General features: G+C 42.7%; 20 protein-coding genes. 2 read left to right on the forward strand and 18 right to left on the reverse strand.

Features of this window, described 5'->3' with window-relative positions; translation table 11 throughout:
- Positions 1–55: 55 nt before the first annotated feature.
- Together HB912_RS12420 and gltB are read right to left on the reverse strand one after the other, a co-directional pair.
- Positions 56–1,525, reverse strand: a complete 1,470-nt coding sequence (locus tag HB912_RS12420) for a glutamate synthase subunit beta (RefSeq protein WP_185375021.1) — start codon at positions 1,523–1,525, stop codon at positions 56–58.
- Between the two features lie 17 nt (positions 1,526–1,542).
- Positions 1,543–6,138 (reverse strand): glutamate synthase large subunit, encoded by a 4,596-nt coding sequence (gltB, locus tag HB912_RS12425; protein ID WP_185375022.1) that lies wholly within the window; start codon positions 6,136–6,138, stop codon positions 1,543–1,545.
- A gap of 182 nt (positions 6,139–6,320) precedes the next feature.
- Between gltB and gltC the strand changes: the two genes are divergently transcribed.
- The gene (gene gltC / locus HB912_RS12430; RefSeq protein WP_185375024.1) at positions 6,321–7,211 is read left to right on the forward strand and encodes a glutamate biosynthesis transcriptional regulator GltC; all 891 of its coding nucleotides are present in this window, start codon (positions 6,321–6,323) and stop codon (positions 7,209–7,211) included.
- Between the two features lie 136 nt (positions 7,212–7,347).
- On the opposite strand, the gene HB912_RS12435 is transcribed toward gltC, so the two are convergent.
- From HB912_RS12435 to HB912_RS12485, 11 genes are all read right to left on the reverse strand, one after another.
- Complete coding sequence (locus tag HB912_RS12435) at positions 7,348–7,866, reverse strand: GNAT family N-acetyltransferase (RefSeq protein ID WP_185375026.1); 519 nt, start codon at positions 7,864–7,866, stop codon at positions 7,348–7,350.
- Between the two features lie 2 nt (positions 7,867–7,868).
- A complete protein-coding gene (locus tag HB912_RS12440) occupies positions 7,869–8,972 on the reverse strand; it encodes an iron-containing alcohol dehydrogenase family protein (RefSeq protein WP_342354374.1) in 1,104 nt (367 codons plus the stop codon).
- An 82-nt stretch (positions 8,973–9,054) separates the two neighbouring features.
- Positions 9,055–10,095, reverse strand: coding sequence for a sensor histidine kinase (locus tag HB912_RS12445; RefSeq protein WP_185375030.1), 1,041 nt, complete (start codon positions 10,093–10,095; stop codon positions 9,055–9,057).
- Positions 10,096–10,110: 15 nt separating this feature from the next.
- Positions 10,111–11,847 (reverse strand): adenine deaminase, encoded by a 1,737-nt coding sequence (gene ade, locus HB912_RS12450; RefSeq protein WP_185375032.1) that lies wholly within the window; start codon positions 11,845–11,847, stop codon positions 10,111–10,113.
- A 14-nt stretch (positions 11,848–11,861) separates the two neighbouring features.
- Positions 11,862–12,329: a hypothetical protein gene (locus HB912_RS12455; RefSeq protein ID WP_185375034.1), complete on the reverse strand. Its 468-nt coding sequence runs from the start codon at positions 12,327–12,329 to the stop codon at positions 11,862–11,864.
- A 20-nt stretch (positions 12,330–12,349) separates the two neighbouring features.
- Positions 12,350–13,234, reverse strand: coding sequence for an NAD-dependent epimerase/dehydratase family protein (locus tag HB912_RS12460; protein ID WP_185375036.1), 885 nt, complete (start codon positions 13,232–13,234; stop codon positions 12,350–12,352).
- Between the two features lie 72 nt (positions 13,235–13,306).
- Complete coding sequence (locus tag HB912_RS12465) at positions 13,307–13,984, reverse strand: response regulator transcription factor (protein ID WP_167629755.1); 678 nt, start codon at positions 13,982–13,984, stop codon at positions 13,307–13,309.
- A gap of 57 nt (positions 13,985–14,041) precedes the next feature.
- Complete coding sequence (locus HB912_RS12470) at positions 14,042–16,027, reverse strand: ABC transporter permease (RefSeq protein ID WP_185375089.1); 1,986 nt, start codon at positions 16,025–16,027, stop codon at positions 14,042–14,044.
- Entirely contained in the window at positions 16,014–16,781 is a 768-nt protein-coding gene (locus tag HB912_RS12475; protein ID WP_185375037.1) for an ABC transporter ATP-binding protein, read from the reverse strand. Before HB912_RS12475 ends, HB912_RS12470 begins: the two co-directional genes overlap by 14 nt.
- A 131-nt stretch (positions 16,782–16,912) precedes the next feature.
- Positions 16,913–17,341, reverse strand: a complete 429-nt coding sequence (locus tag HB912_RS12480) for an Ohr family peroxiredoxin (protein WP_185375039.1) — start codon at positions 17,339–17,341, stop codon at positions 16,913–16,915.
- Positions 17,342–17,387: 46 nt separating this feature from the next.
- Positions 17,388–17,903 (reverse strand): hypothetical protein, encoded by a 516-nt coding sequence (locus HB912_RS12485; RefSeq protein ID WP_244964492.1) that lies wholly within the window; start codon positions 17,901–17,903, stop codon positions 17,388–17,390.
- A gap of 235 nt (positions 17,904–18,138) precedes the next feature.
- Between HB912_RS12485 and HB912_RS12490 the strand changes: the two genes are divergently transcribed.
- Positions 18,139–18,627, forward strand: a complete 489-nt coding sequence (locus HB912_RS12490) for a shikimate kinase (protein WP_342354375.1) — start codon at positions 18,139–18,141, stop codon at positions 18,625–18,627.
- Between the two features lie 64 nt (positions 18,628–18,691).
- Here HB912_RS12490 and rlmD read toward each other — a convergent pair whose 3' ends face one another.
- The 5 genes from rlmD to gatA form a co-directional block, all read right to left on the reverse strand.
- Positions 18,692–20,062, reverse strand: a complete 1,371-nt coding sequence (gene rlmD / locus HB912_RS12495; RefSeq protein WP_185375041.1) for a 23S rRNA (uracil(1939)-C(5))-methyltransferase RlmD — start codon at positions 20,060–20,062, stop codon at positions 18,692–18,694.
- 81 nt (positions 20,063–20,143) lie between these two features.
- Positions 20,144–20,899 (reverse strand): hypothetical protein, encoded by a 756-nt coding sequence (locus tag HB912_RS12500; RefSeq protein WP_185375043.1) that lies wholly within the window; start codon positions 20,897–20,899, stop codon positions 20,144–20,146.
- A gap of 147 nt (positions 20,900–21,046) precedes the next feature.
- A complete protein-coding gene (locus tag HB912_RS12505; RefSeq protein WP_185375045.1) occupies positions 21,047–21,994 on the reverse strand; it encodes a diacylglycerol kinase in 948 nt (315 codons plus the stop codon).
- A 137-nt stretch (positions 21,995–22,131) separates the two neighbouring features.
- The gene (gene gatB / locus HB912_RS12510) at positions 22,132–23,562 is read right to left on the reverse strand and encodes an Asp-tRNA(Asn)/Glu-tRNA(Gln) amidotransferase subunit GatB (RefSeq protein ID WP_185375047.1); all 1,431 of its coding nucleotides are present in this window, start codon (positions 23,560–23,562) and stop codon (positions 22,132–22,134) included.
- A gap of 15 nt (positions 23,563–23,577) precedes the next feature.
- Positions 23,578–25,029, reverse strand: coding sequence for an Asp-tRNA(Asn)/Glu-tRNA(Gln) amidotransferase subunit GatA (gene gatA, locus HB912_RS12515; protein WP_185375049.1), 1,452 nt, complete (start codon positions 25,027–25,029; stop codon positions 23,578–23,580).
- Positions 25,030–25,063 lie beyond the last annotated feature (34 nt).

Genomic DNA, 25,063 nt, shown 5'->3' on the forward strand with positions numbered 1-25,063 from the left:
ACACTAAAAGCCTTCCGCTTCCAAGTGCCCGCTATCCCTTTATCTTTCTTCCGCCTCACGGTAAAAAAGTTTCTCCCATCAAATAAAAATCCACTTCCCTTGCCGCTTCACGACCTTCTGCAATAGCCGTTACAACAAGACTTTGACCATAGCGAGCATCTCCACAAGCAAAAATCCCTTCTTCGCTTGTTCTGTAAAATCCCTTCGCTGCTTCAATTGTTTGTTGTTTCGTCTTCTTCACCTTAAAGTTTTCGAAAATCGCATCTTCCGCTCCTTCAAAGCCCGCCGCAATTAACACCATATCCGCATCCAAAATGCGTTCTGAATTTGGCACTTCTCGGTAGCGTTTAGTCTCCTCATCTCGTTCAACTTGCACCGTCCGGATCCCCGTCACTTCACAAGCCTCATTCTTTACAAAACTCACTGGACTTAGCAAATATTCACGAGGATCCATTCCGTACACTGCTTCTGCTTCTTTGTGGGCATAGTCCATTTGAAAAACATGGGGGTATTCCGGCCAGGGATTATTTTCCGCTCGTTCTTCTTCAAGTTTTCCGCGCCTTCCTAACTGCAAAATAGATTTTGCTCCTTGACGAAGCGCTGTTGCCACACAGTCTGCTCCCGTGTCTCCACCGCCGATAATAATCACTCTTTTTCCAGCAGCCGAAAGCGACTGTTCCGCTTTATTTAAAAGCAAGTCCCGAATACTCGCCGTTAAATATGGCACCGCCAAATGAATCCCCTTACTATCGCGATTTGGGACAGCCACTTCACGTGGCTTCCCAGCCCCAGTTGCCAAAACGAGTGCATCGAAATCCTGTTTCAATTCCTGAAAAGAAAGATCCTTCCCGCAGTCCACATTGGTCACAAAACGAATCCCTTCTGCTTCAAGCAATTGGACACGCCTTGAAACGCTTTCTTTATCCAGCTTCATCGTTGGGATACCATACATTAAAAGCCCACCAATACGATCACTTTTTTCGAACACTGTAACAGTATGCCCCGCTTGATTGAGCTGATCGGCACAAGCAAGACCTGCTGGCCCAGAACCAATCACTGCAATTTTCTTTTCCGTCCACACTTTCGGTGGAGTCGGCTTGATCCAACCTTCAGCAAACCCTCGGTCAATAATAGCCCGTTCAATGGACTTAATTCCCACTGCCGGTTCCGAAATGGCTACCGTACAACTTCCTTCACAAGGAGCTGGACAAACACGCCCAGTGAATTCCGGAAAGTTATTTGTTTTAAGCAAAAGCTCAAGTGCCTCTTTCCAGTCCCCCCGGTAAACCGCATCATTCCATTCTGGAATTAAATTATGGAGCGGGCATCCCGATACCCCATTTTTAATTTCCATTCCAATGCTACAAAAAGGAACCCCACAATCCATACAGCGAGCTGCTTGAATCTTTAAATCCGCATCTTCAAGTGGCAAGCTATATTCATTCCAATCCCGTACCCGTTCTTTTGGTTTCCTGACTGGCGTTTCAATTCGATCATACTCCATAAAGCCCGTCGCTTTTCCCATTTTCGTTCTCTCCTTTCCTAACGAACCTGTTTCGCATTCTCTCTTGTGCTTTCATAAAAAGCCGCAAGCTCTGCTTCCTCGGCGTCATCAAATCGTTCCGTCAAATCCGCAATCCGCTTGCGCATCGCCTCATACTCAGTCGGGATTACATATACGAAGTTGTTCACTTCTGATTCAAAATCAAGCAAAATGGCGCGAGCCTTCTCGCTTCCCGTTGCCTCTACATGTCGTTCTAATAAATCACGTAATTTCGCTTGTTCACTTTGAGCGAACTGACTTCTTACACTAACCAGTTCTGGATTGATTTTTCCTTCAAGCGTAGCAAAATCCTTTGCGTAGAGATAAGCGATTCCTCCGCTCATTCCTGCAGCAAAATTCGCACCAATGTCACCAAGGACAACTACCACTCCGCCGGTCATATATTCGCAGCCATTATCTCCAATACCTTCAACAACCGCTTCCGCCCCGCTATTTCGAACCGCAAAACGTGCGCCTGCTTTTCCAGCAAGATAAGCTTCCCCGAGAGTCGCACCATATAGCACGACATTCCCAGCAATTGCAGATGAATGCGGATCAACAGGAGTTCGCACGTTATGAAATGCAATCAATTTCCCGCCTGAAATGCCTTTTCCAAAATAGTCATTGGCATCACCTTCTACACGAAGCGTCATGCCTTTTGGAGCAAATGCGCCAAAACTTTGCCCAGCAGACCCTTTAAATGTAAAACGAATCGTATCGTCTGGAAGTCCCGCCTCGCCGTATTTCTTGCTGATTTCTGACCCCACTATCGTTCCCACTGCTCGGTCGATGTTATGAATTACGAAACTTTGTTCCACTTTTTCACCCGAGCGGAGTGCCGGTTCAGCCGCTGATCGCAAGAAGCGCTCATCCAAAGTTTCCTCCAGCTGATGATTCTGACCTTTCGTACAAAATTGATCGGCCGCTTGGTAAAATGCATCCATATATAGCAAATTGGAAAAATCGAGATACTTCGCTTTCCAGTGTTCCTGTTTACGCGCTGTTTCTTTAAGATATTCCTTGTGCCCAATAATTTCATTCAAATTTCGAACGCCAAGTTCAGCCATCAACTGCCGCATTTCTCCTGCGATAAACTTGAAAAACTGAACAACATAATCCGCCGATCCAGCAAATTTCTTTCTTAATTCTGGATTTTGAGTAGCGACCCCAACCGGACAAGTATCCATGTGACAAACCCGCATCATAACGCATCCCAAAGTCACAAGTGGCGCCGTTGCAAAGCCAAATTCTTCTGCGCCAAGCATGGCTGCAACTAAGACATCTTTCCCTGTCATCAACTTCCCATCCGTTTCGAGCACTACTTTATTTCGTAAATCATTTAAAATTAAGGTTTGCTGCACTTCCGCAAGTCCAATTTCCCAAGGCAAACCGGCATGACGAATACTACTTCTTGCTGCCGCGCCAGTTCCCCCTTCATAGCCACTTACAGAAATCACATCTGCTTTTCCTTTAGCCACCCCAGCCGCAATCGTTCCAACGCCTGTTTTAGAAACTAATTTCACACTAACTCGCGCACTTGGATTCGCATTTTTTAAATCGAAAATCAATTGGGAAAGATCCTCGATGGAATAAATATCATGATGAGGCGGTGGGGAAATGAGCCCCACTCCTGTTGTTGAACCACGCGTTTTTGATATCCAAGGATAGACTTTACCACCAGGAAGGTGCCCACCTTCCCCTGGTTTCGCGCCTTGTGCCATTTTGATTTGCAATTCCGATGCATGAACGAGGTAGTGGCTCGACACTCCAAAGCGGCCAGAAGCGACTTGCTTAATCGCACTGCGTTTTGAGTCTCCATTCGCATTTTGGATAAAACGCGCTGGATCTTCTCCGCCTTCCCCGCTGTTACTTTTCCCACCAATCCGGTTCATCGCAATCGCGAGGGCTTCATGTGCTTCTTGGCTGATCGAGCCATAACTCATTGCACCCGTTTTAAAGCGTTTGAAGAGACTTTCTTCCGGCTCCACCTCATCAAGTGAGATAGGCTTTCTCCCCGTTTCTAGCTTCAAAAGCCCTCGCAAGAACGCTTGATTGTGATTTTCCATTAAATCTCGGTAAAGTTCGTAAGCTTCCTGATCACCTTCGCGTGTTGCTCGTTGCAATGAATGAATCGCAAGTGGGTTAAACACGTGATATTCGCCGCCGTTTGCTCGGTATTGATACTCACCACCTGAATCTAGCGTCTTACTATCTACACCTTGTGCATGAAAAGCTTTCCGGTGGCGTAACCAGGCTTCTTCCGCAATCACAGCAAGCGGAATCCCTGAAAGTTTGCTCGCCGTCCCAGTAAAATACTTTTCAATCACTTCTTCAGAAAGACCGATCGCCTCAAAAATTTGTGCGCCACGATAGCTTTGCACGGTAGAAATGCCCATCTTGGACATCACTTTTAAAAGCCCATCCGTTAGCGCTTCAAGATAACGTGTTTCAGCTTCCGCATGACTAAAACCTTCGATTCGACCGCGTTCAATTTGACTGCGGAACAGCTCAATCGCCAAGTAAGGGAAAACGGCATCTGCACCGTACCCGATTAAAAGCGCTGTATGGTGCACATCGCGCGCTTCCGCCGTTTTCACAATAATACTCGCTTTAGTACGTAAACCGCGACGCGTTAAATAATGATGCAAGCCGCTTGCCGCAAGAAGCGCAGGAATCCCGATCCACTCCTCGCCGACCCCTTCATCCGTCAAAATAAGTAAAGAACTACCGCTCTCTTCAATCGCGACTCTAGCCTCCTCAAAAAGCCGTGCCAAAACTTCATCCAGCTCGTTTCGTTCCTCAGGACGGAAAAGAATCTTTAGAACCGTTGTTTTTGTGCTAAATTTCGTTTGATTTTTAAGAGCCTCAAACTCAAGGCGAGAAAGCACAGGTGTCGTTAAACGGATTCTGTTGGCATTTTCGCCACTTGGCTCAAGGATATTCCCTTCATCGCCCAAAAGTGTCATCGTCGAAATCACCGCTTGCTCCCGCAACCCATCAATCGGTGGATTCGTCACTTGGGCAAATAATTGCTTAAAGTAATGAAACAGGAGCTGTGGGCGATTCGAAAGAACGGCAAGTGGAGCATCATACCCCATTGCCCCTGTTGGATCTTTCTTTTCTACAACCATCGGAATTAAAATTTTATTGAGTTCATCTTGCGTATAGCCAAATGCTTGTTGAAGCTTGAGTAATTCCGCATGCTCATATTTTTCAGAAGATAAATTTTCCTTTTTAGTGAGTTCCTTTAAATCTGTTAAATGATTATCCAACCACTCCCGGTACGGAGCTTCGTGCATAATTTTTTGTTTCAATTCTTCATCTGAAATGATTCGTCCTTCTTCAAGATCAATCAACAACATTTCGCCAGCGCCAACGATTTCTTTTTTTATAATGTCCTCAGGTTCAACAGGGATTACACCTGTTTCAGAAGAATAAATGATCGTGTGATCCTTCGTTTCATAGTAGCGCGCGGGGCGCAGTCCGTTTCTATCGAGAATCGTACCGATCACCCGTCCATCAGTGAAGGAAATTGAAGTAGGACCATCCCAAGGCTCCATGAGCGTTGCATGATACGCATAGAAGTCTCGCTTATAGTCTTTTAACTGCTCGTTTTTATCCCAAGGTTCTGGAATTAACATCATCGCCGCGTGGGGCAAACTGCGCCCGGTTTGAACAAGGAATTCAAGTGCGTTATCGAGCGTAGCGGAATCACTTCCCCTTTCATCAATGATAGGTTGGACAAATTCGAGTTTTTCCTGTAAAAGAGCACTTTTCACTCGCTTTTCACGAGCCTTCATCCAGTTGATATTCCCACGCTGGGTGTTGATTTCTCCGTTGTGTACCAAATAACGATACGGGTGCGCCCGCTCCCAGCTTGGAAATGTATTTGTTGAAAAGCGCGAATGAACTAGCGCAAATGCCGAAGTATACGCTGGATCTGCCAAATCCAGGTAATAAGCGCTAATTTGTTCGGGGGTAAGCATTCCTTTATAAATAATCGTCCGCGTTGACAAACTTGGAACGTAAAAAGTTTCTTTGATTTCGGCATCATTTTGTGCAAAATTTTCAATTCGGCGACGTATCACATAGAGCTCCCGTTCAAATGCACGTTCCGTTAAGTTTGGCTCTTTTTCAATAAAAACTTGATAAATGGCTGGCTCCTTTTTCCTAGCACGCTCACCAATTTGACTTGAATCAACAGGTAGTGCCCGAAATCCTAAGAAAGTTTGCCCAGCTTCATCAATGATCGTGACAAGTTTTTCCATCAAGCGCTTTCGCTCGGATTCAGATTTAGGGAGATTCAGCATTCCAATCGCATAGTGGTGACGCCTAGGAAGCACGATTCCAAGGTTACCGCAAACTTTTCGGAAAAATGAATCCGAAATTTCAAGTAGAATTCCTGCCCCATCACCAGTATCACCGCCAACTTCACCACCGCGGTGTTTCAACTGGCCAAGCATATGAATCCCGTCTGTTACAATTTTATGGCTTGACTTATTTTTTACATTCGCCACAAAACCAATTCCGCAAGCATCGTGTTCATCACGTGGATCGTAAAGTCCATGCGGCTCCGGCATCCCAAGCTTCTTCATTGAAATTCCTCCTTCATTTCTTCCATTTATATGAATAAACTAAATTAATAGAAAATTTAACCCTTTTCATCAAAAATCATCCTTTAAAAGGGGTATTTTCTATTTTAGCGCTTTTCATTTATCGAAACAATATATATAATAGAATAAAACTATCTCTTTTTGAGAATGATAGGAGCTTGAAAATGGAACTACGTCAATTAAAATATTTTATGGAAGTAGCCCGTGTGGAGCATATGACGCAAGCCTCAGTCAATCTGCATGTAGCCCAATCTGCCGTTAGTCGTCAAATTATGAAACTCGAAGAAGAACTCGGTGTAGCTTTATTTGAGCGTGTCGGACGAAATATGCGCTTAACTTCTATCGGCGCAAGCTTTCTTGAGCAAACAAAACGTGCCATGCATGAGCTTCAAAAAGCAGAAGCACTTGTCACGGAATATTCAAATCCTGACATCGGGACCGTTCAGCTTGGACTTCCTAATTCACTAGCTCCGCGTGTCCTTCCTTCCGTCATCAGTGCCTTCCGAAAGAAATATCCACAAATCACCTATGAATTCCGCGAAGGCTCAAATGCAGAGTTAGTGGCGATGGTTCGCTCTGGCGAACTGGATTTGACTTTTCTTTCCCCCCTTCAAGCTGAAAACGATATCTTCACGTCCACGTGTTTTTTCGATGAAGAACTGAAACTCATTGTTCCATCTAGTCATCCACTCGCTTCTAAAACCAGCGTTTCTTTAAAAGAGTTGGCACAAGAAAAATTCATTCTTTACCCTGAAGATTTTAATTTATATCAAATCGTGACAGATGCTGCACAAAATAAAGGCTTTGTGCCCGAAGTGGCTTTCAGCAGCCAAGATTTCTATACCATACAAGGCCTTGTTGGTGCCGGACTGGGCATTAGCATTCTGCCTGAAATGATTCTTGACGGGGCCGTTTTTAAAAATACAAAGAGCCTTTCCTTCACCGATTCAGAACTTCACAGATCCGTTGGCATCATCAAAACCAAAAAACGCAAACTTGCCCCATCCGAAGCTTTATTTCATCAATTTATTCTCGACTTCTTTTCCAAAAAGTAAAGGGGGTTGAGACATAAAACAAAAAAGAACAGAATCGTCAAAATTTCCATTTCGCAAATGGTTTCATTGACCGATTTCTGTTCTTTTAGTTTAGTTTGGCTAGTCTGCCTCATTTTACCATTTTGTCTAAGCCTCTTTACTCCATCTCCAAAAATGGCTGTGGATAGATCAATTTTCCGGCTAACCCTTCGAGATTTTGCTCCGGAAGCCCAAGCACCATCCAGTGCTCCTCATCAACAGGAAACGGGGCTTCAATTCCATAGGTCTTAGCTTTTTGAAAGCCAAAGCGTGAATAAAAGGATGCATGACCTAAAACACTAATCCCCGGAAAGCGAGCCTTCCGAGCAGACGTAATCCCTGCTTCAACTAGTTTCGAGCCAATCCCTTGATGCTTTTTACTGGTTAATACAGCAAGTGGAGCTAACACAAGAATCTCTGGATTTTGTTTTTCTTGTGCGATGCTTGCCTTCGTAAGTAAAAGAAAGCCAGCGACTTCGCCTGATTCAAGCTCCGCGACAAGCGCAAGTTCCGGCAAATAAGCCTCCGTTTCACGCAATTTTTCCACTAAATCCGCTTCAAGCGGACTCGGAAAAGCATCTTCTAGCAAGGCTCTAATTGATGCTCTATCCACATATTTTTCCAGCCGAATCTTCATCTTTATTGCACCTTAATAGCAGGCACATACTGTTCCAGTTTATCCATAGCATCTCGAACCACAATTGGTGTCACCGTTTGCGGCATCATATGAATCATCTCGCCATCTCGCGCTGCTCGCTCGGCTACCTGCCGCAATTCATCTTCTGTGATGTCTAGAAGCCCTAATTCAGTGAGAGAAGCAGGCAATCCTAGTTTCTTGTAAAAAGGCAAAAGTGCGTCAATCTCATCGAACTTTTCTTCAATGACAAGCTGGATCAAAATGCCGTAAGAGACTTTGAGTCCGTGCAAAACATCGTGCGACTTTTCAAGAAGCGTTAGTGCATCATGAATAGAGTGTGCCCCGGCAGTTCGACCGTATTTATCCCCAAAGCCTCCGACCATTCCAGCAAGCATAATATTCGTTTCGACGACTTTCACAAAGGCTGTCCCAAGTTCATGCCGCTCCATCTCGTCAAGCGCCACCGCACTAAAGCGAAGCAAATTATCGCGACATTTTCGCGCGGCAAACGCGGCCACTTCGATTGCCATCGTTTTTTCGGGAAGTTCAGCAATCACAACATCTGCCTCATACCATTTCGCAAGCGTATCCCCAATTCCAGCGACGAAAAGCTCCTTAGGCGAGTCTAAAATAATCGCTGGATCTAACAAAACAAGCGCATTACTGACAGGAAAAATATCAAACTGGATCATCTCCCCCGTTTCTGTATACATCACGCTAAGAGGCGTATAAGCCGCACACGTAGAGGCAAGTGTTGGGAGCATAATAACAGGCACGCGGGAAACAAAAGCAGCTGCCTTGGCTAAATCAGAGACCTTTCCGCCTCCAACAGCAACAATGGCTTCAAATTGTTCGGCTTCCATTTTTTCCTTCAAAGCATCCCTTGCTTCATATGTAACTTGACCGCCGTATTCGACAAATGTCGTTTCAAAGTTTGATAAGTCTGGAAATTGGTGACGTACAGCTTCCCAAGATGCACGTCCATGCAACACTAGTATCCGGTTCAGCTTCCTACGCATTAAATGCTCAGGAAGCTTCTCCCAAGCTCCTACACTTGATACATACTCTGCTGGTGCACCGCGAACAATTATTTCCTCTGTCATAATAAATCCCTCCACTTCGCTAGTTTTTCTACATATTGTAAACAAAGAACCAGACCCCGTCAAGTATAGACAAGGACTGGTTTTATCATTCTTTTGCAACAAGCAAATAATCATCTTTTTGTTCAAACGTTAATATAAGTTCTGTAAAGACACCCTCTTCAGAACGGATTTCAAGTGCATGGTCCAATTTTTTCGACATTTGTTTAGCCAAATAAAGCCCCATCCCCGTTGCCTTTTTTTCTTGCCTACCGGTGGAACCAGTAAAGCCTTGCTCAAAGACGCGCGGCAAGTCTTCTGGATTAATCCCTCTCCCATTGTCGCGAATATGAAGTTGCGTCGTACTCGTGCAAGACTTATCACACCAGATTTTAATCACGCCGCCCTCTTCAGTATATTTCAGCGCGTTTGAAAGCAGTTGATCCAGTATAAAACCTAGCCATTTGCTATCCGTTCGAACATCAAAATCGACCTCATCTAGTTCTAAGCGTTTATGTTCGGAAATAAAAAATTTGGAATGTCGCTTGATAGCTTCTCGGACTATCGTGCCAAGATTTTGTTCTTGGATGAAGTAGTCTTTTGCAAAGGTATCTAGCCTTGAGAAATAAAGAGCTTGCATGACGAGCTGATCCACACGATCCAATTCTTCATCCACTTTTTCAAAAATCGTTTTCGTATCATTCAAATCTGGATTTTTGATTAGCATTTTACTGGCGACAAGTGGCGTTTTTACTTCGTGTACCCAGTAAAGAATAAAATCATGATATTCTTCCTGTTTATCAACAAGCGAGTTCACTTTCTTTTGCTCTTCCCGATGTTTTTTGCGCATCAGTTCATTAAAGAAAGCTTGCTCACTCGTGCGTGGCTTCGGTAACAACTCGATGACATTTTCTTCAATTTCGCCATCAACAAGATCCTTCATTTCTTTCCAGTAACGATACTTAAAACTATAGCCGAGTATTAAATAGGCCACTAAAAATAAGAAAACGAATATATATAAATAAATGATGTTCCCAATCGTGAGTTTGCTGTTGGGATCGATATAAATAAGTAGTCCGATAAAACACATCACAACCGCAAAAAACAAAATGAAAAAGCGCTTATCACGGACATACCGCCAAAAAGTCATAGCAAGCCCTCCTTTCTATTCAGTAATTTCAAGTGGAACAAAGGAAAAAGCTTCGAAATCAAACAACCCCTGATCGGTAAGTTTATATTCAGGAATAACTGGAAGTGTTAAAAATGATAGCGTCAAGAACGGATCAAAACCCCTAGCAGAACTAATGGTTCCAAAAGCTTCTTCTAAACTTTTGAGACAGCGCGCTACTTCTTCAAACGGTTGATCACTGAGTAAGCCTGCAATTCGAAGCGGCAGAATTTCCTCTACTTTCCCATCTGCCACAACAACGATTCCGCCACGAGCTTCTGTTAAAGCTTTGACTGCAAGCTCAATATCAGAATCATTCATTCCAACTGCAACGATATTATGTGAGTCGTGCGCAACCGAAGTCGCAAACGCCCCGCGTGTAAGCCCGAATCCTGATACGATCCCAAGCCCAACGTTTCCCGTCCCCTTATGCCGTTCCACAACAACCATCTTGGCTAGGTCACGTGCCGAATCTGGCACAAACTCCCCGTTAACTCGGTCAAGCTTCACCTCGAGTTTTTCAGTAAATAAACTATTAGGTAGCATACCGATCACACAAACATGATCGCTCAAAAGTTTCAGTCGCAAATCGCTAGCTTTCAGCGAATGGCGAATTTCCGGTGAAGTAAAAGTTGTCGTTTTTTTCGGGAAAGCTGCTTCAAACCGTTCACCGTCCGCGACGACCACTTCCCCGCGCTTCATCACTTTTGTAATTTTAACGGTCTCGAGCTCTTCAAGAAACAAGAGGTCGGCTTGGTATCCCGCCGCAACAGCGCCGAGATAAAGGAGATTGTGGCACGCGGCCGCATTGATCGTTGCCATTTGAATCGCCGTGGTTGGCGAAACTCCATTTTGAATAGCTAGCTTCACATTATAGTTAATCGAGCCTTCAGAAACTAGATCTGGAATCAGTTTGTCATCTGTACAGAAACAAAAACGATGCGAATTTTTTTCGTTTACAGCAGGTAATGTTGCAAGCAAATCACGTGCTACCGTCCCTTCACGTAGCATGACAAACATGCCGGCACGAACACGATCGAGTGCTTCCTCAGCTGTTGTACTTTCGTGGTCTGTCCGAATTCCAGCTGCTAAATAATTATTCAAATTTTCACGAGTAAGCCCCGCTCCGTGCCCGTCAATTCGACCACCATGGGTTTTAGCATCGATAATTTTCTGTAAAATATCTTCCGCACCAGAAGCAACCGAAGGAAAATCCATGACTTCTGCTAGTCCAATCACATTTTCTCGATTATAAAGTGCTCGTAAACTTTCTGCATCAAGCGTTGCTCCATTATTTTCAAACGGTGTTGCTGGTACAGAAGAAGGCAGCATCACAAACATATCGAGAGGTGAACCTTTTGCTTCTTCAAGCATATAATCAATCCCTGCTGTTCCGGCAACATTAGCTATTTCATGCGGGTCAGTTACAATCGTTGTTACTCCGTTTGGAAGAAGAACCCGTGCCATTTCGCTAGGAGGAACCATCGCACTTTCCACGTGAACATGAGCATCAATAAATCCTGGTACAATATAATGGCCCTTTGCATCAATGACTTTTTCTGCCTTATGGAATTCACCAATCCCCGCTATGTAACCATTTTTTATCGCAATATCCGCTTCGATAATTTCCGCCGTAAAAACATTGACAATTCGACCATTTTTAATAATGACATCCGCAGGATCTTTATGACTTAGTACATTGATCCGTTCGCGTAAGCTCGTAACTGTTTCCAAAATTTTTCTCTCCTTTATTCCTGTTCTTCAAAAAAGCCTTCATCAGCAAGGTAGCTTTCCGCTTGATCCAGTGATTTAAAAACGGCTTCCACATTTTCATAAGCATACACAATCCACATCTTATTTTCAAAAACAAGTTTTAAAAGTTCGCCCGCATCATTCTGATAAACGAAAGTATCGCCTTCTTGATAAGCCTCGCCATCACTATCCATGTAAGTGATCGCTCGCTCAATAAGCTGGATTAATTTATCTTCAGTCGCCTCGTAAATATTCACGTAGCCTTCTTTATCAAGCACTTCTTCCCCTTCTAGATACGGCGCATAAACAAAACCATTGCCATTTGGATGAAGATGCTTTACAAGTACCGTTTTATCGCGTTTACTTGCTGGATAGTGATAGTTATAACGCTTCATCGAAACCGGTTTTTCCTCGAGTACCGTAAAACGAGTAATAATTTTTCTTTTCTCTTCAAAGCTTAGCAAAATCCTGTTCCTTCTTTCTTTTAATAGTCTTTTTGGCGAACGTAATTTTCTATCAGTTTTGGCAACCAGTCAGAAAGCGATTCGAACTGAAATCCAAGTGATTTCGCATAGTCATTCGAAAGAAAATAAGAATCCTCTAAATCATAAGGAGATTCATCCTCATCTTCTGTGACTGCTTCAATTTTCGCTTCCTTTCCAAGCTTCTCAGCAAAAAGTTGCATCAAATCGCCAAGCGTCATGCTGCCATTTGAAGCCGCATTAATGGGCCCAGTAGCCTCGCTTGCAGTTCCTGCCCACTCGAGAAAACGAGCTGCTTCATCCGCATGAATGAATCCGATTTCGGCCGCTTCATTTTGAATCCCGATTTCCGTACCTGCTTCTATCCGCTTCAAATGAAACTCCATCCGCTTCGTATAATCTTCGCTCCCTAACACAACCGGTAGGCGCACAGATAAAACAGGAAATTCCGCTTTCTGCGCATAAACCGCTTCTGCCAGTTTCTTTCCTTCCCCGTAATCAAAATCTTCACGGTCACCCGTTACAATCTCATAATGCGCACTATCAAAATCAGCTTCCGTAAGCACTCTTCCCTTATTCGGATAAACGGCAAGCGTTGACACAAAAATCAACCGAGGTTTGCTTTTTTGAAATGCCTTAACAGCATAAAGTGCGTCTTGTGGTGAATAACAAATATCGTCATAAATCACATCATACGTTTCTGATGCTGCAAGCAAGAATAAATCGTCACGCTTTCTTCGGTCAAGAATCACCCGTTTCACTTGATTTTGAAAGGGGTCTCGCGTTTTTCCACGAGTTGCAATCGTCACCTCGTGCCCACTTTCAATCAACCGTTTCACAAGTTGCTTACCAAAAAAACGTGTTCCCCCGAAAACTAAAATTTTCAAAAAAGCCCCTCCTTTTATAAAAACAGGAAGTTAGACTTTAAGAAATTATTCTTAAAACCCACTTCCCTTCTTTTACTCAATCATGTAGCCTTGTCCTTTTTTAGTTTTGATAAAATCTTTGATGCCAATTTCTGCTAATTTTTTGCGAATCCGAACGATATTGACTGTCAGCGTGTTATCATCAACGAAGCTTTCATCTTCCCAAAGCACACGCATAATTTCATCCCGACTCACGATTGCTCCTTTTTGCTTCATCAATTCATATAAAATCAAAAACTCATTTTTCGTGAGCTCAATTTTTTCTTCCAAATAAGAAAGCGTATTGGTATCAATGTGCAAAAACACATTATGATATTCCAAAACATTGGGTTCCTCAAGTTCTGTATACGAATACGTTCTTCTGAGCAAAGCATTTATTCTTGCCATTAAGACATCTAAATCAACCGGCTTTTCAATGTAGTAATCCGCTCCCATATTCATTCCCATAATTTGATCCATCCGTGAATTTCGCGATGAAAGGAAAATAATCGGAACATTCGAGACTTCGCGAATTTGATTACACCAGTAAAATCCATCAAAATAAGGCAAGTTCACGTCCAAAATCACAAGTTGCGGTTCAAATTCTAAAAATTCGTTGAGAATATTGTTAAAATCGCTTACGACTCCGATTTCAAAGCCCCACTTTTTTAAGTGTTTCTGAATCGTATCGCGGATCACAACATCATCTTCTACGATATACACTTTTACCATTCTTTGGACCCTCCATCTTCTGCATAGTTCCATTTTAGCTGATTCCGATTCATTTGACTAGTCATGACGATGCCGCGATACAATATTCCGGTAATTACTAGCTGTTAACCAGTAATAAACACCATAAAAAACATAATAAATCGACGCCACAATAATGAAAGGTAGCTTCACGGAAACATCAAAATTCTTAGCTAAGCCGATCATTGCAATAATGCTGTGAGAAATCCCGAAAAGAAGCGGGACAACAAATAACGGACCAATTTGACCAGCAATAATTTGTCGCAATTCCCGGTCCGTCAACCCAAGCTTAAATAGGATCCGAAATCCCGGTTCTTCCGAATAAGCATCTGTCACTTGTTTAAAATAAATGATGCTCCCTGTTGCAAGGAAAAACACAATTCCAATGAACACACCAACAAATAAAATCGCCCCAGTCAAAATGGAAACAATATGATAATTGGAGAAATAGCTCGACATCTTGTTAGACCAGATACTCACTTTCCCTTCAACCGCTTGTTGAATCCGGTTACCCAGTTTTTCGGAGTGATCCACTTCTGAAACATCATAAATAAAGACTTGTTCCGGTCGAAATTCCGTGAGTAGCTTATCATAAACCCTTTGATTTACAACAACTGTGAAATCTGCAAATCCCGTATTGAATAGCGGAAATTCACGAAATCCAACAAATTGCACTGTATCTAATTCTCTTTTTTGATCATCTGAACGCAAGAAAAAAATGTGATTTTGCAGACGTTTTTTAAGCTTCGTCGGGATACGTGTCATATCACTTCCAACAAGAATACCTTCTCCGTCGCTAAGACCTGAAATACTCAAATTGCGATTTCTCTCGATTTTATTCAAGCGATTAAATTCGTTTTCTGAGATGAAAGAAAAATGACGGCTATTCGCATAAAATTCATAAGGCATTCGTTTCATTGGATTTTTTACAGGAACATTCAGATAGGCACTTTGTGTAGCATATTGCAATTTGTTCTCACTACTTCTGCGGATAATCCGGTCTACTTCCTTTTGCTTATTTGGCGTCAAATTCAAAATTTGATAGCTACTTGGATTTTCGCGCTTGACATCATGAATAGCTCCTGAATAAAAACTCCCTATTGCGCCAATAATCGTAAGCGTTGTCGCGCTCAAAACAGCAATCATCGCAAGCGTATTAGCATTTCGTTTCAAGCGATAACGAAGTGAAGTGATCGTGAGCAAATTCGTACCACGATAATGAACTTTTTTTCGCCCATAGAAATAGCGCAATCCAAGCGGCATTGAAAACCGGATGACAAGCCATGTTCCTACCACTACAGAAAGCAGTATTAAGCCAAAACCCGCAAAAAATTTCAGCTTATGCCAAAGAAAGGATTCATCAATATTTTGTAACGCAAGTGTATAGCCAAAACCAATGAAACATAGTCCAAGGATCGTAAGCGTAACAGAACCACGTGGCACATTTTTTTCCATCTCTTTATTTTGAAAGAGCTGCAGCAAACTATAGCGCAAAACCATTCCACACGCATAAAGCGAGGTGTAGGCCATGATCACAAGAAAAACTAAAATCGTATCCATAATAGCTTTTCCTGAAAAGATGATCGTGGTATCCACCCGTAAATTCACAATCCAAAACAGTAACATCGAAAATAGTTTTGAGAAAAAAATGCCCGCAACAATTCCTGCAACCAGAGCAAGCGAATAAACTAACAAGTTTTCAATCACAAGAATCGCACAAACTTGTCCCTTGCGCAAACCAAGTAACGAATAAAGACCAAGTTCTCGCTTACGTCGCTTTAAAAAATAGCTATTCGAATAAAAAATGAAAAAACCAACAAATAAAATAAGGACAAAAGCCGAAGAAGAAAATAGCGAAGAGCCAATCACTTCCCAGCGCAAGAAAATCTTCCGAATGAGTGGATTATTTGCTAATGACATAAACGTAAAGAAAATCAAAATGCTCATGGAAATGCTGACAAAGTGAAGTAAGTACGACTGGAAGTTTTTAAACATATTTGTAAAAGCAATTTTAGTCACGAGCATCCGTTTCACCGCCAAGCTCTGCTAATACTACTAAAATTTTCTGAAAAAATGATTTGCGCGTCGAGCTCTCTTTCGCAAGTTCTTGATAAATTTCACCATCTTTAATAAAAAGAATTCGATCTGAATAGCTCGCAGCAAACGCATCATGCGTCACCATCAAAATGGTCGCCCCTTCTTCCGTTCGCACTCGCTCGAGATTAGCAAGCAAATGGGTTGCCGCTTTGGAGTCAAGCGCTCCTGTCGGCTCGTCAGCAAAAATCAAATCCGGATTCGTGATCAGAGCTCGGCAAGCGCTTGTACGTTGCTTTTGACCACCTGACACTTCATTTGGATACTTATCTCGAATGTCATAAATCCCAAATTGTTTCGCAATATGCTGAAACCTCGCTTCCGTTTCCTGCGAAGAGGTTCGGCTAAGCGAAAGCGGCAGTATAATATTGTCTTTTAACGACATCGTTTCCAGTAAATTATAATCTTGGAAAATAAATCCTAACCGGTCACGTCTAAAAACCGCAAGTTCCCGTGATTTCATTTTAAAAAGATTCGTCCCGCTAATTTTAACTTCACCTGAAGACGGTTTATCAATGGACGATAAAACATTAAGAAGCGTTGTTTTTCCAGCTCCTGATGGCCCCATCACACTCACAAACTCGCCGCGCTCAACTTGAAGCGAAATATCATTAATCGCTGTGTAAAAATTGCTTCGTGTTCCATATACTTTTCTAATTTTATTTGCTTCTAAAACAGGCTTCATGTTAGGCCTCCCGAAAATTACTCTGAACCTTATTGTACAATAACTCGCTCCTAATGAAAATAAGTTTATCGACCGATTTTCACAAAAAAAGAACTCGGGGGGCAAGAAACCCCAAGCTCTCTTTGATTTATTTATTCAGCAATACGCGTTTTAAGCTCCACTTCAATATTCCCACGAGTTGCTTTCGAATACGGACACATTTTGTGTGCTTCTTGCATCAAGTGTTCAGCCTCTTCCTGTGTCGCTTCCGTGATAAAACCCGTGATTTTCGCAGCAAGCTTATATCCGCCGTCTGCTTCATCATCTTCCATCGCAATTTCCACCGTAATTTCAGCTTTTGCTTTCGATTTATTCTTGCGCGCAACCGACTGAAAAGCACTTCCAAAACAAGCCGCGTACCCCATCGAGAATAATTCTTCTGGATTAGTTCCACCGCCACCTTCGCCTTTAAAAGCAACCGGTCTGCTCAGTTCAAATTCCAAATCACTGTTATTCGATGCAACCGTGCCCGCTCTACCGCCAACACCCGTTGCACTTGTTGTAAAATAAACTTTTCCCATTTGCCTCTCCTCCTCGCATAAAGCACTTTACCCGGAGTCGTAACATTTAAAACGAGGCCGGCTGTTTTTCTTCAAGAACAGGCGCCAAGCTTTCCGCATTTTCGCCAAACTCAGCGATGCAAAATTTGATCAACGCTTCCAGTTCCAAAAGATCGAGCTCGCTATCATAAGCTGTAATATCCCAAGCAAGCTCGGGTTCCCCTTTAATTTTCGTATAAAGCATCAACCTACCGAAACTAAAAAGCCGAACCTTCGGGCGCACCACTTTCACATCAAAAACCGCATCCCAAGGCTCAAAATCTCCGCGATAGCCAATCCCAGCTTGACTAAGTTCAAGAGTTGGCATCACATTGAGCAATCTAAAAAACGGGCGCAAAACAAACATAGCAAGAAAGACAAGCAAAATGATTTCTTCCGTTCCCGTAACCCCTTTCAAATGGCTAAATAACAAATAAAGCAAAATACTTGCAGCCAGTGACAACAAAACATTTGAAAAAATGAGTCGTTTGTTCACATAAAGTTTCACCTTGTCCCCAGCTAAAATCTTTGATTGCAAATTCATGATTTCTCCTCTCCAATATTCCTTATCTTCATTCTACACTAAAACGTGAAGCCGCAAAAGGGGGCAGAAAAAAACAATGATTTTAAAATCTAGGCAATCCCTTTACTTTTCGACATGTTTGATTCCGAACCATCCCTGCGAAAAAAATAGCACATCTCGCAAACCGCCTCTTCCTATGGTAAAATACGACTAACTAGAGAAATAAAGAAGGGAGAGACTTCCGATTAAATCCATCATTCTAATCGGTTTTATGGCTTCCGGTAAAACGACCGTTGGCGAATTACTAGCCAAAAAAACGGGATTGCCTTTTGTTGATATTGACCGAGCGATTGAAAACGAGCAACAAAAAAGCATTTCAGCGATCTTTTCTGAATCCGGCGAAGCTTATTTCCGCGAACTTGAGCAAAAAAAACTTTCCGAATTTAAAACGAATGCTGCTGTCATTTCAACAGGAGGGGGCATTATCACAACCGAAGCCACTCGCACATTTTTACAGCAACACCCAGCTACTATCATTTATTTAAAAACAAGCCCAATGATCTTTCTCGCACGACTAAAAGGCGACGAAACACGGCCGCTTGCCAAAAACCAAACACCTGAAGAAATCGAGAAATTATTTCAGTCCCGCGAAGCGCATTATGAAGCTATTGCCAGTTTTAGTATTGAGACCGATTCCTTGAGTCCGCTTGAAATCGTCTCTGAAATCCAAACACAATTATCCTAACATAAAAAAGCCACTTTGGACGTGTCATGTGATTCGTCCAAAGTGGCCTTCCACGCTTCGCCTATCAAGCATCCACACGCTCAAGCGCCACGACATTTTCAATGTGTGTCGTCATTGGAAACATATCAACAGGCTGAACACTTCCCGCTTTATACCCGCCGTCTTCCAAAATTCGCAAATCACGCGCAAGCGTGCTCGGCTCACAGGAAACATAAACAACACGCTTTGGCTTCATCGCAAGAATCGTTTCAAGAAGCTTCTCATCACAACCTTTACGAGGAGGATCCACAACAATCACATCCGCTTTAACCCCTTCTTTATACCAGCGCGGAATCACCTCTTCTGCTTTTCCCGTCTCAAATATCACATTCCCCAGCTGATTAAGTTCCGCATTGCGACGCGCATCTTGAATCGCCGCATCAACGATTTCAACCCCATAAACCTTTTTCGCACGCTTCGCAAGACAAAGCGAAATCGATCCAATGCCGCAATACGCATCAATCACCGTTTCCTGTCCCGTCAGTCCTGCAGCTTCAAGCGCTTTCGCATATAATACTTCCGTCTGCTCTGGATTCACCTGATAAAAGCTTTTCGCCGAAATTGCAAACTGAATACCATGAATCGTGTCCGTAATCCGCTCTTTTCCGTCAAGCACACGCGTTTTCTCACCAAAAATCACATTCGTTTTATGCGGATTGACATTTTGCACAACAGACGCAAGCCCATCAATCCGTTTTTTCAAAGCGTCAAGCACTTCCGCAAGAAACGGAAAGTCTTCCGTCCGCGTAATGAGAACGAGCATAAGTTCATTCGTTGACCGACTGACACGCGTCATGATGTGGCGCAAGAACCCTTTGTGCCGAACTTCGTCATACGGTTCAATTTGAAAAAGTTCCATCACATCTCGCACAGCCTGAACAGCCTTGTCACTCCGCTCATCTTGAATCAAACAATAATCCATATCAATAATATCATGAGTTCGTTTTTGATAAAATCCAGCCGCAATCCGTCCATTAATTGTACCAACCGGAACTTGCGACTTGTTACGGTAGCGAAATGGATGATCCATCCCAAGCACCGGCTCCACGTAAGCTTCAATTTTTCCAATCCGGCGCATCACTTGCTCTACGCTATGACGCTTAAATTCAAGCTGACCAGCGTAAGATAAGTGCTGCAACTGACATCCGCCACATTTATCATAAACCGGACAAGGCGGCTCCACTCGGTCCTTACTCGCTTCCTTTAGCTCCATCAATCGGCCAAATCCGAATTTCTTATTCAACTTCACAATTTTAATCTCCGCCCGTTCCCCAACAAGCGTATTTGGAATGAAAAGCGGATACCCATCCACTTTAGCAACGCCACTACCATCGTGCGTCAAGTCTTCTATCCGAACGTCCAGCAGCTGATTTTTCTTCAGTTGGCCCATTTCCACAGCACTTCATCCTTCCTCATCTTTCCATTCCCATATTATAACGTAATCCACAACAAAAAAACAGGACATTTCGCCCTGTTTCTACTTCATCAAATATTCAATCCCGATCGGCTCATCAATCTGAACTTCTTCCTCGCTTTTAAAGACCAGCAAAGAATTTTTTTCAACCGTAAAGTTATAACGGAACATCTTCGCATGCGCTTCAACTTTCTTATAATCCGCACGGAACGAGTCATCCATTTCTAGTTTCCCAGAAGAAACATTCATTTTAAGAACATCGACTGCATCCTCCGCAAGGTCATCCGAATACTCAACAGGAAGCGTTGTTTCTACCGCCCAATTTGTATTCTTTTTCGTAAGCGCAATTGCTTCATCAGCAGATCTAATTTTTCTTTCCCCAGCACTGATTTGATAATTCGATAACCCTTTATAGCCATGCTCCACTGGGAAAACATAGCGTTCATTATTTAAATAATCAGCTACCCGATCAGCTTCAACTCGAAGCCGGTATTTTTTGATTCCTTTAAAATCAGGATTTTCATCGGCCATTTCTTTCAGCAATTGCGTGTCAACCACTTCAATTTGCAAGTCGCCATCCCCGACGATTTTCACCGATGTTCCTTTTTTCTGTGTGACAAAATGAATATCATTCGTCAGCGGGATTTCAGTCTTTGCATCCACCCATGTTTTATTGCTTGTGATTAAATCCTCACTTGTCCCCGCTTTTTCGATTTCATCAGCCTGTACGTGCCAAAAAGCGAATGTAACCGCCCCTCCTAAAAGAAGTGCCACAAAAGAAACGCCTAGCATTCGTTTTAATGGTTTGGTTTTTTTCAAGACTTTTTACACCTACTTCCTTACCTTAGAACTTCCCCATTATAATGCTTTTTTAGAAATAATACAAATATATGACAAAAAAGACAACTTTTTTACTAGACGTCTCCGTCATAAGTCCCTTTCCCGTACAAAAAGTCCAGAGGAAGATTACTCAGATAAGAGACTCGTCTTTTCATCTTGGTCTAAATCAGCAGCAGGAATAGCCTCCACATCCGCAAAAAATTCAATATGTTGATTCAAATTTTCAAAAACCATAGGCGTTTCTCCGCCGAGTTCCCCGTCCAAATTGATCAACATTTTCTTTTCAGACGTCACGACAACCTTTTGCGATTTCACATAAATCACATTAGGCTCCTTGATATGATCCCCCCGCAGAGCAAGCGTAACCAGTCGAATAAACTCAGGCAAATTGACTTTTTTCAAAATAATCAATGAAAATTTTCCGTCATCAAGTTTAGCATCGGGCGCAATTTTTTCAAATCCCCCGATTGAATTGGTTAGTCCGAGTAAGAAGCACATCGCCTCCCCTTCGAACACGCCTTCATCATATTCAATACGCACTTTTGTCGCTTTGATTGAGGGAAGCATCTCAATTCCCTTTAAGTAGTAAGCAAGCTGACCAAGCATCGTTTTGAGCTTGCTTGGGACGTCATAGGTAAGTTCTGTGATTCGCCCACCGCCACCAATATTAATAAAGTAAGTCCCATTTGCTTTTCCAATATCCATCGCAACAGAGGCCCCTTTTGCAATCAGTTCCGTTGCCTTGATCACATCGCGAGGGACGTGGAGCGCACGTGCAAAGTCATTGGTTGTTCCCGTTGGAATAATACCTACTTTTGGCCGGTAATCTTGCTCAGCAATGCCATTGATCACTTCATTAATGGTCCCATCTCCACCTGCTGCAACCACTAAATCGTAGCGTTCAGCAACCGCAAGTTTAGCTTCTCGCTCTGCATCTCCCGGTTCCGGTGTCGTCGCATGTGCAGAAGTCACATAGCCAGCATCTTCTAAAATCATCAGCACATTTGCCAAATTCTTTTTAATAATTTCCCGACCAGATGTCGGATTATAGATCACACGGGCTCTCTTCGCCATGTAGTTCATCCTCTCTTACAAAACAAAAATACGATTGTCTATCCGACCGATTTTCTTCACACCAACAGTTTCATTATAGCAAAAAACAGCTGGTTTAAAAAGAAAAAGAAGGAAGCTAATTGCCCCCTTCTCTTGGTTTAACGTTTATTCATTTCTTCGAGTAAAATCTTATTCACCATCGGCGGATTCGCTTGTCCTTTTGTTGCTTTCATAACTTGACCTACAAGGAAGCCAACAGCACGATCTTTCCCGTTTTTGTAATCCTCAATGGACTGCGCATTATTATCCAGAATACCTGAAATAATCTTACGCAACTCCCCTTCATCTGAAATTTGAACAAGTCCTTTTGCTTTCACGACAGCTTCCGCATCCCCGCCATTTTGAGCGAGTTCACGGAAGACTTTCTTAGCAATTTTCGAGGAAATCGTTCCGTCTTCGATCAATTTGACCATTCCAGAAAGGTTTTCCGGTGTAAGCCCCGTTTCATGAAGTTCTTTTTGCTCTGCATTCAGATAAGCAGAAACCTCCCCCATCAGCCAGTTAGAAATTAACTTCGCATCGGCTCCAAGTTTGATCGCCGCTTCAAAGAAATCAGACATCTCCTTCGTAAGCGTAAGCACCATCGCATCATAAGCCGGTAGCCCCAGTTCTTCAACGTAACGGACGCGACGCTTATCTGGAAGTTCAGGAATTTCACTGCGAATTCGTTCCATCCAAGCTTCATCAATATATAAATCAACTAAGTCTGGTTCAGGGAAATAACGATAATCATCCGAGCCTTCTTTTACACGCATCAGTGTCGTTTTACCCGTTGCTTCTTCAAAGCGGCGAGTTTCTTGCTCGATGATGCCACCAGCCATTAGCACCTCTGCTTGACGTTTTTCTTCGTATTCGATTCCCTTACGAACATTATTAAAGGAGTTCAAGTTCTTAAGTTCTGTTTTCACACCGAATTCCTCTTGCCCAACAGGACGAATTGAGATATTCGCATCACAACGCATCGAACCTTCTTCCATCTTCACATCAGAAACACCCGTATATTGAATGATCGACTTTAACTTTTCAAGATAAGCATAGGCTTCCTCAGCTGAGCGAATATCTGGTTCAGAAACGATTTCAATAAGAGGTGTTCCTTGCCGGTTAATATCGACAAGCGAATAGCCGTGCGAAGTATGCGTATTCTTCCCAGCATCTTCTTCTAGGTGTAGGCGTGTAATGCCAATTTTTTTCGTTTTACCGCCTACTTCGATTTCAATCCAGCCGTGTTCACCAATCGGTTTATCGAATTGTGAAATTTGGTAAGCCTTAGGATTATCTGGATAGAAATAGTTTTTACGGTCAAATTTCGTGTGGCGAGCAATCTCACAATTAATCGCCATCGCTGCTTTCATTCCAAATTCGACAGCACGCTTATTCAGAACCGGAAGCACGCCAGGCATTCCTAAATCAACCACTGTCGTATTCGTATTTGGTTCTGCCCCAAAATGTGCAGGAGCAGAAGAAAAGATCTTCGATTCAGTTTTCAGTTCAACGTGGACCTCAAGCCCAATTACCGTTTCAAAATTCATGTTTCAACCGCTCCTTTATAATGATGGATTTTCTTTGTGGAAAGTCGTTTCTTGCTCGAAAGCGTGTGCCGCGTTATAGATACGACCTTCCTCAAAATGATTACCGATAATTTGTAAGCCGACAGGAAGTCCTTCACTAAATCCGCATGGAACAGAGATAGCTGGTAAGCCAGCCAAATTAATTGGAATCGTCAGTAAGTCATTTTGATACATGGTGATCGGGTCGTGAATCATGCCATCAATATTAAATGCCGTTGTTGGCGTACTTGGACCAATAATCACATCAAAATCTGCGAACACTTTTTCAAAATCTTGTTTAATTAGCGTCCGAACTTGCTGCGCTTTCTTGTAATAAGCATCATAGTACCCCGAGCTTAACGAATAAGTCCCAAGCATAATCCGACGTTTTACTTCATCGCCAAAGCCTTCCGACCTTGTCAGTTTATAGAGCTCATCAAGTGTTTCTGCTTTTTCAGAACGGTACCCATAACGAACCCCATCAAAGCGAGAAAGGTTTGAGGAAGCTTCACTTGATGCAAGAATATAGTAACTTGCAACGCCATATTCAGAATGCGGCAATGAAACCTCTTCCACAGTAGCCCCTAACTTTTTAAACGTTTCAAGCGCTTCAAGCACTGCTTTTTTCACGCCTTCTTGAACACCATCACCAAGATATTCTTTTGGCACCCCAATTTTAAGACCTTTAACATCGCCTGTTAAGTATTTTGAAAAATCTTCGACTGGCTTATCAATCGAAGTCGAATCGTTTTCATCTACACCTGAAATAGCTTGCAATAAATACGCATTATCTTCAACTGTGCGCGTAATCGGTCCAATTTGATCTAGTGATGAAGCGAAAGCAATCAACCCAAAACGCGAAACACGTCCATATGTAGGTTTCATTCCAACGACCCCACAAAAAGCAGCCGGTTGACGAATCGATCCACCCGTATCTGAGCCAAGAGAGAAGAGCACTTCTTTTGCCGCAACAGCCGCCGCACTCCCACCTGAAGAACCACCTGGAACTTTTGAAAGATCCCACGGGTTATACGTTTTGTGGAAATAAGAAGTTTCCGTTGAAGACCCCATCGCGAATTCATCCATATTAAGTTTCCCGATATTAATCGCTTGAGCCGCCTTTAATTTATGCATAACCGTTGCATCATAAATTGGGTCAAAATTATATAAAATCTTACTTGCAGCTGTTGTCCGCAAATCATTGGTTACAATATTATCTTTGATACCAATCGGAAGCCCTGCGAGCATATTGTTCGGATCTATTCCAGCGTCAGCCATTTCTTCTGCGACATCAAACGCAGTTTCTTGATTTAAAGTAATAAAAGCGCCGACTTTCTCTTCGACAGCTTCAATTCGGTCAAAAGATTCTTTCACCAGATCATATGGGGAAATTTCTTTTTTCACGAGTAGTTCGTGCAAGTTTTTCACTGAATGATCAAAGTATCCCAAAATAAATTCCCTCCTAAAATGGATCCATTCATTA

The organism is Listeria aquatica, assembly GCF_014223975.1.
GTDB lineage: Bacteria > Bacillota > Bacilli > Lactobacillales > Listeriaceae > Listeria > Listeria aquatica.

Excerpts from the sequence above, each read along its gene's own strand:
- HB912_RS12465 (WP_167629755.1), bottom strand. The coding sequence starts at position 13,984 with ATGGTAAAAGTGTATATCGTAGAAGATGATGTTGTGATCCGCGATACG.
- HB912_RS12475 (WP_185375037.1), bottom strand. The coding sequence starts at position 16,781 with ATGAAGCCTGTTTTAGAAGCAAATAAAATTAGAAAAGTATATGGAACA.
- gltB (WP_185375022.1), bottom strand. The coding sequence starts at position 6,138 with ATGAAGAAGCTTGGGATGCCGGAGCCGCATGGACTTTACGATCCACGT.
- HB912_RS12505 (WP_185375045.1), bottom strand. The coding sequence starts at position 21,994 with ATGGCGAAGAGAGCCCGTGTGATCTATAATCCGACATCTGGTCGGGAA.
- HB912_RS12445 (WP_185375030.1), bottom strand. The coding sequence starts at position 10,095 with ATGACTTTTTGGCGGTATGTCCGTGATAAGCGCTTTTTCATTTTGTTT.
- gltC (WP_185375024.1), top strand. The coding sequence starts at position 6,321 with ATGGAACTACGTCAATTAAAATATTTTATGGAAGTAGCCCGTGTGGAG.
- HB912_RS12485 (WP_244964492.1), bottom strand. The coding sequence starts at position 17,903 with ATGAATTTGCAATCAAAGATTTTAGCTGGGGACAAGGTGAAACTTTAT.
- HB912_RS12470 (WP_185375089.1), bottom strand. The coding sequence starts at position 16,027 with ATGCTCGTGACTAAAATTGCTTTTACAAATATGTTTAAAAACTTCCAG.
- HB912_RS12420 (WP_185375021.1), bottom strand. The coding sequence starts at position 1,525 with ATGGGAAAAGCGACGGGCTTTATGGAGTATGATCGAATTGAAACGCCA.
- gatB (WP_185375047.1), bottom strand. The coding sequence starts at position 23,562 with ATGAATTTTGAAACGGTAATTGGGCTTGAGGTCCACGTTGAACTGAAA.
- HB912_RS12435 (WP_185375026.1), bottom strand. The coding sequence starts at position 7,866 with ATGAAGATTCGGCTGGAAAAATATGTGGATAGAGCATCAATTAGAGCC.
- HB912_RS12480 (WP_185375039.1), bottom strand. The coding sequence starts at position 17,341 with ATGGGAAAAGTTTATTTTACAACAAGTGCAACGGGTGTTGGCGGTAGA.